The 9,819-nt window shown below is 64.4% G+C and carries 14 protein-coding genes; 10 read left to right on the top strand and 4 right to left on the bottom strand.

What is annotated here, in order from left to right:
* Nucleotides 1–289: 289 nt before the first annotated feature.
* The 3 genes from B447_RS21050 to B447_RS21040 are packed head-to-tail and all read left to right on the top strand — an operon-like array spanning nt 290 to nt 2,133.
* A complete protein-coding gene (locus tag B447_RS21050; protein WP_004248770.1) occupies nt 290–1,246 on the top strand; it encodes a DNA-binding protein in 957 nt (318 codons plus the stop codon).
* Nucleotides 1,239–1,844, top strand: a complete 606-nt coding sequence (locus B447_RS21045; protein WP_004248768.1) for a 3'-5' exonuclease — start codon at nt 1,239–1,241, stop codon at nt 1,842–1,844. Before B447_RS21050 ends, B447_RS21045 begins: the two co-directional genes overlap by 8 nt.
* 34 nt (nt 1,845–1,878) lie before the next feature.
* Nucleotides 1,879–2,133, top strand: coding sequence for a helix-turn-helix domain-containing protein (locus B447_RS21040; RefSeq protein ID WP_004248766.1), 255 nt, complete (start codon nt 1,879–1,881; stop codon nt 2,131–2,133).
* Nucleotides 2,134–2,137: 4 nt separating this feature from the next.
* Here the strand turns inward: B447_RS21040 and B447_RS21035 are convergent, their stop codons facing one another.
* A complete protein-coding gene (locus B447_RS21035; RefSeq protein ID WP_004248764.1) occupies nt 2,138–2,638 on the bottom strand; it encodes a thermonuclease family protein in 501 nt (166 codons plus the stop codon).
* A 72-nt stretch (nt 2,639–2,710) separates the two neighbouring features.
* On the opposite strand from B447_RS21035, the gene tnpA reads away from it, so the two are divergent.
* The 3 genes from tnpA to tnpC are packed head-to-tail and all read left to right on the top strand — an operon-like array spanning nt 2,711 to nt 5,027.
* A complete protein-coding gene (gene tnpA / locus B447_RS21030) occupies nt 2,711–3,019 on the top strand; it encodes an IS66 family insertion sequence element accessory protein TnpA (RefSeq protein ID WP_002937029.1) in 309 nt (102 codons plus the stop codon).
* Nucleotides 3,019–3,378, top strand: coding sequence for an IS66 family insertion sequence element accessory protein TnpB (gene tnpB, locus B447_RS21025; protein ID WP_002937031.1), 360 nt, complete (start codon nt 3,019–3,021; stop codon nt 3,376–3,378). Before tnpA ends, tnpB begins: the two co-directional genes overlap by 1 nt.
* A gap of 29 nt (nt 3,379–3,407) precedes the next feature.
* Nucleotides 3,408–5,027 carry an IS66 family transposase gene (gene tnpC, locus B447_RS21020; RefSeq protein WP_002937033.1) on the top strand — a complete coding sequence of 540 codons (1,620 nt, stop codon included), beginning with the start codon at nt 3,408–3,410 and terminating at the stop codon, nt 5,025–5,027.
* 53 nt (nt 5,028–5,080) lie between these two features.
* Here tnpC and B447_RS21015 read toward each other — a convergent pair whose 3' ends face one another.
* Nucleotides 5,081–5,293 (bottom strand): hypothetical protein, encoded by a 213-nt coding sequence (locus tag B447_RS21015; RefSeq protein WP_004248761.1) that lies wholly within the window; start codon nt 5,291–5,293, stop codon nt 5,081–5,083.
* A 566-nt stretch (nt 5,294–5,859) separates the two neighbouring features.
* Here B447_RS21015 and B447_RS21010 point away from each other — a divergent pair.
* The 4 genes from B447_RS21010 (at nt 5,860) to B447_RS20995 (ending at nt 7,446) form a co-directional block, all read left to right on the top strand.
* Nucleotides 5,860–6,081 carry a hypothetical protein gene (locus B447_RS21010; RefSeq protein WP_004248759.1) on the top strand — a complete coding sequence of 74 codons (222 nt, stop codon included), beginning with the start codon at nt 5,860–5,862 and terminating at the stop codon, nt 6,079–6,081.
* Between the two features lie 133 nt (nt 6,082–6,214).
* A complete protein-coding gene (locus B447_RS21005) occupies nt 6,215–6,712 on the top strand; it encodes a helix-turn-helix domain-containing protein (protein ID WP_004248758.1) in 498 nt (165 codons plus the stop codon).
* 85 nt (nt 6,713–6,797) lie between these two features.
* Nucleotides 6,798–7,118, top strand: a complete 321-nt coding sequence (locus tag B447_RS21000) for a type II toxin-antitoxin system RelE/ParE family toxin (protein WP_004248756.1) — start codon at nt 6,798–6,800, stop codon at nt 7,116–7,118.
* A 4-nt stretch (nt 7,119–7,122) separates the two neighbouring features.
* Nucleotides 7,123–7,446 (top strand): helix-turn-helix domain-containing protein, encoded by a 324-nt coding sequence (locus B447_RS20995; RefSeq protein ID WP_004248755.1) that lies wholly within the window; start codon nt 7,123–7,125, stop codon nt 7,444–7,446.
* 258 nt (nt 7,447–7,704) lie between these two features.
* Here B447_RS20995 and B447_RS20990 read toward each other — a convergent pair whose 3' ends face one another.
* Both B447_RS20990 and B447_RS20985 read right to left on the bottom strand, forming a co-directional pair.
* Nucleotides 7,705–8,346, bottom strand: a complete 642-nt coding sequence (locus B447_RS20990; RefSeq protein WP_004248753.1) for a hypothetical protein — start codon at nt 8,344–8,346, stop codon at nt 7,705–7,707.
* Nucleotides 8,328–8,879 (bottom strand): hypothetical protein, encoded by a 552-nt coding sequence (locus tag B447_RS20985; RefSeq protein ID WP_004248751.1) that lies wholly within the window; start codon nt 8,877–8,879, stop codon nt 8,328–8,330. Before B447_RS20985 ends, B447_RS20990 begins: the two co-directional genes overlap by 19 nt.
* Between the last annotated feature and the right edge of the window lie 940 nt (nt 8,880–9,819).

Here is a 9,819-nt window from a genome sequence, read left to right as displayed (position 1 = left end):
ACCCCCCCCCCCCCCGGGGTGGTTTTCGGTTTTCGGGGTCTCTGTTTTCTATTGAAAACAGTTTGCGCCTGCTGGCGTTCCGACTGAGCAGCTTGCTGCGAAGAAGGTAGCCAGCCAACAAGCGAAGCGCGTTAGGACGACGGATCCAAGAATCATCTTTCATCCCTTTTCCGGGCGTAGTGCCATCCGAGAAAAATTCACGTGCTTGAACGGCGGGCAAATAATCGCTTGCATAATCATAATAATCATATTATTATGATTAATATCTAGTCCCGATTGGAGTGCCGTTATGAACCCGAACCTTTCCCTCGACGCCCGTGAGCGAGTTTTCGCCGCGGCGAGCCAGATTTTCGAAGAATCCGGCCGGCAGGCGATGCCTACCGTCGATCAGGTCCGCCGCCTGGCCAAGGTCGACATGCACGCGGCGACCGCGGCGATGCGCGAGTGGCGCCGCCAGCAGACCGCGCAGGCGACGCCGATCGCCGTCGCCGTGCCGGAGGTGGTGGCCAAGGCCAACGAGCAGGCGATCGCCCAGCTCTGGACGCAGGCCCAGGAGCTGGCGAACCAGTCTTTGCGCGAGGCGCAGTCGGCCTGGGATGCGGAGCGGGCCGAGCTCGACCAGATGCGCGTCGAGCTCTCGGATGCCTTCGAGGCTCAGGCCGCCGAGCTCGAGCTCGCGAAGTCGAGCATCGAGGCGCTCGAGCGCGAGGCGCGCGAGACGGAAAAGATCGCTGCGGCCGAACTCCAGAAGCTGCGCGACGAGCTCGCCCAGGTGCGCGCCGAGCTGGGTGCGGCGACCACCCGCGCCGAGCGCGCTGAGGCGGCTGCGGCCGAGCTCGAGCGCCGTGTCGCCGATCTGCGCGGGGAGCTCGACCGTGCGCACGCCGACGTCGATCAGGTGCGTGCCGAGCTCAGCCGCGCGCATGCCGATGTCGACCAGGCGCGTGCCGAGACCCAGCGCACGGCGGCCGACGCCGAAGGCCTGCGAAACGAACTCGCCGCGACGAAGGCGAAGGCGGACGCCGCCGAGCAGGCGCACCAGGAGCAGCGCAAGGAGGCGGCCAAGGAAGCGCAGCACTGCGCCGAAAAGCTGCTTGCCGCGCAGAAGTCGCACGACGCGATCGCGAAGGAAGCCGCCACCGCCCGCGAAAGCGCCGCGCGTCTGTCGGGCCAGCTCGAGGCCGTGCAGGTGCAGAACGCCGCGTTGCTGGAAACTTTGCGCGGCAAGGTCGCCGGCAATGGCTGATCCGGCCGTCCGCGAGGCGAGCAGCCGGCAGGCCCGTGCCTGGCTCGAGGTCAATGCACTGGTCCTGGATACTGAGACGACGGGCCTCGGCGACGACGCCGAGGTCGTCGAGCTCGCGGTCATCGACTGCGCCGGCGTCGTGCTGCTCGACACCCTCGTGCGCCCGTCCGGGCCGGTCCCGGCCGAGGCTGGCGCGATCCACGGCATCACCGACGCCATGCTCGCCGACGCGCCGACCTGGTCGGAGATCCACGCTCGATTCTGCGGCCTGGTCGAGGGCCGCCAGGTCGTGATCTACAGCCGCGAATTCGACACTCGTGTGATCACTCAGACCGCGCGCCGTTACGGCCTGCCGGCGCCGCAGGGTTTCGACCTGGTGCTCGATCCGGGCCGCATCCATTGTGCGATGCAGGCCTATGCCGAGTTCCGCGGCGAGTGGAGCGCGGAGAAAGGCCGCTATCGCTGGCAGAAGCTCTCGGCAGCGGCGCAGCAGCAGGGCGTGACCGTCACGAACGCTCACCGCGCGCTCGGTGACTGCCTGATGACCCTCGGTTTGGTGCGCGCCATGGCGTCCCCGGGAAATGCTCAAGGGGTATGATGAGGGCGTTTAAAGATCATCATTGGTGAGCACGATGGCTGCCCCGAAACTCATCTTCGGTACCTCCGAAGAGATCAAAGCGTTCCGCCGCAAGCATGGCATGAACCAGTCACAGTTCTGGGGGCGGGTCGGAGTCACGCAGTCGGGCGGCTCGCGCTACGAGAGCGAGCGCAACATCCCGCAGCCGGTCAGGCTGCTGCTGCACATCGTCTATGCGACCGATGACCGTTCGAACCGGCTCGTCGACCACCTTCGGAAGTGGAAAACCGAGCCGAAGCCGGGCGCGTGAGCGTTCAGCGGGGTGTGTTTTTCCTCGCCTTCCTGAAGTCCCAGGGCGCCACCGGCGCCCGGTCGGCCCAAAGCCCCCGCCGGCTTTGCCGCGCCTCGTCTTCCGCTTGCGCATAGCGGCGCCGGTCCGGCGCCCGCTGCTCGCGCGCGTAATCCTTGTAGTGCCAGGCCATCCCGGCCTCGATCTGGGCGAGGTTGGCGTCGACGCCGTCGACCTCGAGCCGGCACACCGCGCGGTTGTAGCGGTCGGTTTTGGGGCAGTCGGCGGTGACCTGCCTGCCGAACACCAGCGCCCCGAGGTGTAGCCGCGAGCGGTTGCCGAACGGCTGCCGGCGTTCGGGGGCGTCGATCCCGGATAGGCGGATTTTGTGCTGCTGGAGGTTGGCGTCGAGCAGCGTGACGGTGTCGCCATCTGCGATGGAGATGATGCGGCCGGTGAGTTCGTAAGCGCTACTGGTTTGCAGGCTTCCCAGGGTGAAAAGGGCCGCAGCAGCGTAACCGGTCACTGAGCGGCGTTCTTTGCCCGCCCGCGCCCACGCGGAACAATCCCTCCCACATTCATCAGGGAGGAGCCGGCAGTGACCAGGGCGACAGCGACCAACAACAAGTGGCGGCGGCGTAGCCGCCAGGAGTGGGAAACCGTCTTTGCGCGGTTTGCCGCGAGCGGCCTGGGGATCGAGCCGTTCTGCGCCCGCGAGGGGCTCAGCGAGTCGAGCTTCCGGCGCTGGCGTAGCCTGCTGGGCGAGCCGAGTACGCAGCCTGCCGCGCTGGCGATGGAGGCCACTGGCTTCGTCGACGCCGGCACGCTCAAACTCGGCGGCACGGGTCGCCTCGAACTGCGGCTCGACCTGGGCGACGGCGTGATCCTTCACCTGTCGCGCGGCTGATGTTCTTCCCCGAAGGCGCGGTCCGGGTCCATGTCTATGGCCGCCCGGTCGACATGCGCAAATCCTTCGACGGCCTGTACGCGCTCACACGCCAGGCGCTCGGCTGCGATCCGCTGTCGGGCGAGCTGTTCGTGTTCATCAACCGACGCGGCACGCAGATGAAGGTGCTGTACTGGGATCGCACCGGATTCTGCGTGTGGGCCAAGCGTCTCGAGCAGGGGCGCTTCGTGTCGAACTGGGCGCAGGTCCGCACGCGCCAGATGGACTGGACCGGGCTCAAACTCTTGCTCGAAGGCATCGAGCCGGCCCGCACCAAGCGCCGTTTCCAACTGCCCGCAAACGCCGTGCAACCCGCATGAATGCTGGGTTCTGCGGTAAAATACGCGCCATGCCCGCGCCGCACTGCACCCCCGTTCCGACCCTTGCCGAGGCCGCCCAGTGGGCGCCCGAGCGCATCGTCGAGATGGCGCAGGCGAACGTCGCCTTGCAGCGCGACATGGATGCGATGCGGCTCGAGTTTGCGGCACTCAAGCATCAGCTTGAGTGGTTCCGCCGCCAGCTCTTTGGCCAGAAGAGCGAGAAGCGCGTGGTGTCACCCGACACCACGCAGATGTATCTGGGCGAGTTGCCGATCCCCGACACACAGCCCGATGTCCCCGGCAAGACCGTGGCGGGACACACCCGTCGTGCGTCGCGCACCGACTTCACCCAGAGCAAGGACGACTCGGCGCTGTTCTTCGACGAGACGCGCGTCCCGGTCGAGACGATCACGCTCGCCAACCCCGAGACCGAGGGCCTCACCGCCGAACAGTTCGAGGTGATCGGCGAGAAGGTGAGCCATCGCCTGGCGCAGCGCCCGGGCAGCTACGTGATCCTCAAGTACGTACGCCCGGTCATCAAGCGCCGCGACACGCAGACGATCCACTGCCCGGCGGCCCCCGCCGGGGTGATCGACGGTAGCCGCGCCGACGTGAGCTTCATCGCCGGGCTCATCACCGACAAGTTCTGCTACCACCAGCCGCTGTACCGCCAGCATCAGCGGCTCGGGGACAACGGCATCCGGGTCTCGCGCCCGTGGCTCACGCAGCTCACCCACGCGGCGCTCGCGCTGCTCGAGCCGGTCTTTACGGCCCAGCTCGACTCGATCCGCGCAAGTCGCATCAAGGCGATGGACGAGACCCCGATCAAGGCCGGGCGCGCCGGCCCGGGGAAGATGAAGGGCGGCTACTTCTGGCCGGTGTATGGCGAGCGCGACGAAATCTGCTTCGCCTATCACGAGGGGCGTAGTGGCAAACACATTGCGCAGACCCTGGGGACCGACCCACCGCCCGAGGGGGCGGTGCTGCTCACCGACGGCTACGCGGCCTACGAACGTTACGCACAAAAATGCGGGCTCACGCGCGCGCAATGCTGGGCGCACTCGAGAAGAAAATTCTTCGAGGCCCAGTCGATCGAGCCCGAACGGGCGACGCAGGCATTGGAGATGATCGGCCAGCTCTACGCGGTAGAGCAGCACATCCGTGAGGCACAACTCATCGGCGAGGCACGCCGCGCATACCGGCTCGCCCAGGCCAAGCCGATGGTCGACCGGTTCTTCGACTGGGTCGACGCCCAGTTCGAATCCCAGGGGCTACTGCCGAGCTCACCGCTGACCACTGCCCTGGCCTACGTGCGTGAGCGCCGGGCCGCCCTCGAGGTCTACCTCGCCGACCCCGAGGTGCCGATCGACACCAACCACCTCGAGCGGGCGCTACGCGTAGTGCCGATGGGCCGCCGCAACTGGCTCTTCTGCTGGACCGAGGTCGGCGCGAAATACGTGGGGATCGCGCAGAGCCTGATCGCCACCTGTCGCCTGCACGACATCGACCCCTATGCCTATCTGGTCGATGTGCTCCAGCGCGTCGGCCAGCACCCTGCCGCCGATGTCGCGCAACTCACCCCAAGGCTGTGGAAGCAACACTTCGCGGCCAATCCGCTTCGATCCGATCTCCACCCGCGCTCGAAGTAGGCAAGAACGCCGCTCGGTTACCGCTTACGCAGCAGCGGCCCATTTCGCCCTTTTCACCTACGGCGCTCCATTTCCTCGCACTTCAGCGTCCACATCCGATCCTTGACCCGCTTGCGTTCGTCCTGCAGGTAGGGGGTGCTGCGTTCCCGCTGCGCTTCTGTGATCTGCCGGAGTTCTGCACGTAAGGCGGCGCATTCGTTGGGGTCGAGTTCCTTCGCCTGGAGTGGAAAGGGGATCGCGAGGCCACAAATGAGGGTGGCCGCCAAAGCCGCGCCTCTCATTGTGAACCCAGATCGTGCGTGGATATTCATATGGCAAATGATAGGGGGTTGTTCTGGCGCGGCAGATTAGCACGGGACGTCGCGCTGGTTCAGGCGCTGTCAAGGTCGGCCAGCGGCCGCCCGAAGGGTTGCCTTGACAGCGCCTGAACCAGCATAGCCTCGAGCTCGGGGGCAGGTTTCGCATCGCGAGGCCTGCCCCCGAGTCCCCGCGGGCGGTGTAGCGCTCCCCTCGCCTGGGCGAGGGGCGGGGGGGAGTGGGGGTCTGCGATGTGTCAGGCGACACGATGTAGGGGGCGATTCAGAAAACGGAGAATAAAGCCCGCTAAGGAATTCCGGACCTGGCAACGGTGCGTGGTTGCGCGTTACAGGAAGGGTCGTCCTGACTTTGCTCGAAACTCGCTAGCCTTGGAGGTTCAGGACAAGAGTGGTTTTCGCGAATGCGGCAACCAAGGCCAGTGGTCCAGCCGGCACACCGCTGACGGCATCTATGCTGTGGTCGGTGCCTGCGCCCAGGTAGCCGGCATCGCGGTCACCGGCCTCGGGGACTCCGGTTGCGCGCCACCGCGGTAACCAACAACGCCCGCGAGTACAAGGCCGACATCGGCCGCGTCCAACAGTGGCTTGGGCACGCCGACATCAGCACCGCCCGGCTCTACGGCGTGGCACCACGCACGGGGCGCCGACTCGCCCCTGTGGTCACCAGCGACTGGGGGCAGGGTAGTCCTCATTTCGTATCGCTTACCGGTGTGCTGGTTGCCCTGATCCTACTTTAGAAGACGCATGTGACCTGTCGTCAGCGGTCTTATAAGACGCCTACTACACGTCTTTAAAGACTACTGGTATAGCCTTCTATACCGTGTGTTATCTGGGTAAATTCGCATGTAATTGAACACCTAGAGGAAAAAAATGGCAACCAGCTCAAGTGAACAGAAACGTGCAACGGTAGTCCCCCTGCGTAAGACGAAAGCCGATCAGGTCTCGGACAAGAAGTGGGGAAAAGCGGTGATGAAGCTCGGCTTCTGCATCATCCCTTCCATGCTGCTGCGGGCGCAGCAACGGCTCGGTCTCAATCCGACACAACTCGCGGTGCTGCTTCAACTGGCTGACTACTGGTGGAGTCAGGACCGGAAGCCCTATCCGAGCAAGCAGGCCTTGAGTGACCGTCTGGGACTGGGGCCACGCCAGATTCAGCGCTACATCGCCGAGTTGGAGGCTGCCGGCCTTGTCAAGCGCATCGAGCGACGGGCAGCCCACCGAGGCAAGCTGAGCAACGAGTATGACCTCTCCGGCCTTGTAGACCGCCTGAAGAAGCTGGCCCCAGAGATCCAAGAGGCCAACGAGCTTAAGAGACAAGCAACGCGACGTGGTGGCTTGCCAAAGAGCCAAGAGGCGGAAGGGAAGTGAGCGGAAGCAAGACAGTGGGAGGCCATGCACCACCACAGAATGAGTTGAAGTTTGATCAAAAATGCTACAATATGGAGCCACTTCAATGAAGCCTAACTACAAGCCTCCCTTCAGCCGCTTTGTGAAGAAGGCTCACAAACCTCTGCAGCTCGCCATAGAAGATGCAGTAGAAGAGATCTGTGAGAACCCGGAAATAGGGGAAGCCAAGGTCGGCGACCTAACCGGGATCTGGGTCTATAAGTTCAAGTTCAACCGCCAGGAGTACCTGGTCGCCTACCGGCCTCCGACGCCTGTAGAGACTGAACAAGGGGCCAAGGTTGAGTTGCTGATCATCGACTTTTACCAAGTCGGGTCGCACGAAAATTTTTACGACGAACTCAAACGCTACCTACGAGCCGAAGGATAGAGAAATGGCACACGCTGCAACGGCAGAAGAGCTCTTCCACGACCTGAAGCGCATGCCAGCGATTGAACGGCAGAAGTTCTTCGTTCTCCTGTCGACCAATGCATTCCGTGGCGAAGATCTCAGCCACGAGGAGCTATTCGGCCACCTTTCCGGTGATGACTTCACTGCCGAAGAGGCAGGCGAGTACCTTGAGGTCTCGATGTCGACGTTTCGTCGATACGTTGCAAGCGGCAAGCTCCAGCCGAGCGCCACAATCGGCCGTAATCAACTATTTTCGGTAGCTGACCTCAAGAGCTTCAAGAAAGCACGGAAAACAGCCAAAGGTTGACTACCCGCCAAGCATCCAGCATTCCGAGCAGATCGGCGACAAGCCAATCATGCGGCCACATCGCCAAACCTGGTAGCAGATTCTCAGCACTTGAAGTGGCTGTACCTTCCTCGAAGATCGTGAAGTGACGTGCGCATCCCGCCACCAGGTCATACGACTTGAACGAGCGGAGATCCGCTTTTCCTTGTTCGCGATTCACTTGAGCGCATCGCTGAGGGGGTTACTCCCTATGACCTCGTGTGGGTTGCCTTGGGCTGCTCAGATTGCATCGAGGGCACGGCGAGCCTCCTCGACAGCGTTCAGGTTTTGCTGCTGGCGGCTCATCAGAGCCTCTTGGCGTGCCAATTCTTCCTGGATCCCTTCGATCTCTGCCTGCAGGCTCGAGAGTTCCTCCCTGGCGTGGAGGGTGGCCTGATTCAACGCGCGCAGTTCCCGCTCAGTCGCGCTCGTGAGGCGAAAAGCATCTGCCCGAGCCTGTTCGACGAGCTTGCGGGCCGCTCTGGTTCGAACCCGTGACGGGTGCAGTAGCCAGTCCCACCCGAGGAGGAGCGTGATGCTGAAGGCTCCAACTCCGGTTCCTGCAATCAGGACTTTCAGTAGCACGATCGTCCAGAAAAGGAAGTCCCCGCCACCGCCGAAGCCTTCTGCTTGAGCTTGCCTGCCTGGCTTGGTGATGCGATCCGGGCAGACGGGAACCACCCAGTCACAGGCTGCTGCGAGGGCTGCTTGGCGCTCTTGGTAGACAAGTTCCGCCGAGCGCTCGGCGGAACGCGACGCGAGCTGTTGCCGCAACTCAATGATCTCGTCGTGCAGCTTTTTGCTCTCCTCAAGATTGCTGCTGCAACCCCCGAGGAATGCCAGCGCGAGCGCGCACCTCGCCGCTAGTCGATGAGCTTGCACAGTACTTTCTCCGTCGCCCAGTTGGGGACTGTCGAGGTCCCGGTTGTCTCCCAGTGCCCGCGGGAATTTTTTTGCCATCGGTGGAAAAGCCGGCCGGGCTCAAACGCCTGCAGATACCGTTTCCGGATGGCTGGGCTATCAGTGACCAGGATGATCAGATCGAAGCGGGCGGGCTTCTCCTCAGTCGAGGCGAGGCTACGCAGGCAGGCGAGGATGAACTGGTCCAGGTCACGCGCCCACTTGGCGGTCAGCTCCACTTCCACACCGGCGTGCACGCCGGACGGGAAGATCCATTGAATATCCGGTTGCTTTTCCCCGGCGGCAGATCGTTGTGCAGTTTCAAGTTCCGTCTTGAAGTCGGAGATGGCCCCATTGAGGAGTGAGCCGGCGGTGACTCGTTGCGCAAGCTCATAGTGGCGCAGCTGGTCCTGTCGGATCCGAAAGGGATCCCTGTTATATGGCAGGAGCTCTGTGCGGTGGCGCTCGACTTTGGCCTGACCTGTGGGGCTGAGGGTCAGAATCTGGGCTGGCACCCCATGTCCGGCACCTCCCGCCTGCGTCCGGGTTGCCACAAGCAGCCCCTGGCGGACCAGTCGTGCCGCAAGCCCGCGTCTCTTCGCGCCACTAAGGCCATCAATGGTTTGTGGGGATGCCCATCCCCAACGATAAATCCAGTCGAGGGCTTCGGCGACTTTCGCCTCCCCTCGGGCGCGGGGTGAAAGGCCACCGAGTCGGGTCGCTCGTGCGGCATGGGCGGCCTGGATACCTGGATGCATTCTGGTCCTCTTTCGTGTGATGACCGTTCCAGCATGCCAAGTCGCCCTGCGAAAAAGAAACCGCGCGGATATATTCTTTTCGCATTATCCCGCCCTATCGCACACCCCTCGCCACTCCGCCGTGCGGGAACAGGTGCGATAGGGGGTACTTGATCCCGAGTGAAGACCTTCGGGGCCTTTGGCCCCTGCGCCGTCCGTTGCGGACCTCGCTGGCGGCCGTTGGCCGGCCGGTCTGGACGACCGGCTCCCCAGCGTTTTCAGGGCTGGACGCCCTGAATCCGCAACAGCCGTTGCCTTCGCGTCGGCAAGCCGACTCCAGCGGGCGGCAAGCCGCCCTTGGGGGCGCGCCGTGCAAGGCACGGCCCCCCGGCCTGGGGGGCACCGCCGCGCGCCTTCGTCGCACCGGCCGTGGGGCCTACGCCCTGCAGCCTGCCGGCTGCACCCTCGCTCGCTGCGCTCGCGCCTGCTCCTGTCGTCGCAGCCCAGCCCGGGGGGCCGTGACTTTCACGGCGCGCGGGGCTTTGCCCCCCACCCCCCGGCAAACCCGCGCTGGGGCGCGGGCGGTCCTGGCGTCACGTAGTGACGCCAGGACGCGTCCGGGGCGTGGCTCCCCCCGACCCGCGCCCGAGGGGCGCGGGGGCTGCGGCTGGACGCCTTGCCCCGGCTTCCCGGTCCCCGCTCGCCCCCAGGGGGCGAG

This window comes from Thauera sp. 27, from assembly GCF_000310125.2.
Classification (GTDB): domain Bacteria; phylum Pseudomonadota; class Gammaproteobacteria; order Burkholderiales; family Rhodocyclaceae; genus Thauera; species Thauera mechernichensis.
This window is presented reverse-complemented; position numbering and strand designations above follow the sequence as displayed.

What these genes read in the sequence shown, in the direction of transcription:
- B447_RS21050 (WP_004248770.1), top strand. Translation starts at nt 290, where the DNA reads ATGAACCCGAACCTTTCCCTCGACGCCCGTGAGCGAGTTTTCGCCGCG.
- B447_RS21045 (WP_004248768.1), top strand. Translation starts at nt 1,239, where the DNA reads ATGGCTGATCCGGCCGTCCGCGAGGCGAGCAGCCGGCAGGCCCGTGCC.
- B447_RS21040 (WP_004248766.1), top strand. Translation starts at nt 1,879, where the DNA reads ATGGCTGCCCCGAAACTCATCTTCGGTACCTCCGAAGAGATCAAAGCG.
- tnpB (WP_002937031.1), top strand. Translation starts at nt 3,019, where the DNA reads ATGTTCTTCCCCGAAGGCGCGGTCCGGGTCCATGTCTATGGCCGCCCG.
- tnpC (WP_002937033.1), top strand. Translation starts at nt 3,408, where the DNA reads ATGCCCGCGCCGCACTGCACCCCCGTTCCGACCCTTGCCGAGGCCGCC.
- B447_RS21005 (WP_004248758.1), top strand. Translation starts at nt 6,215, where the DNA reads ATGGCAACCAGCTCAAGTGAACAGAAACGTGCAACGGTAGTCCCCCTG.
- B447_RS21000 (WP_004248756.1), top strand. Translation starts at nt 6,798, where the DNA reads ATGAAGCCTAACTACAAGCCTCCCTTCAGCCGCTTTGTGAAGAAGGCT.
- B447_RS20995 (WP_004248755.1), top strand. Translation starts at nt 7,123, where the DNA reads ATGGCACACGCTGCAACGGCAGAAGAGCTCTTCCACGACCTGAAGCGC.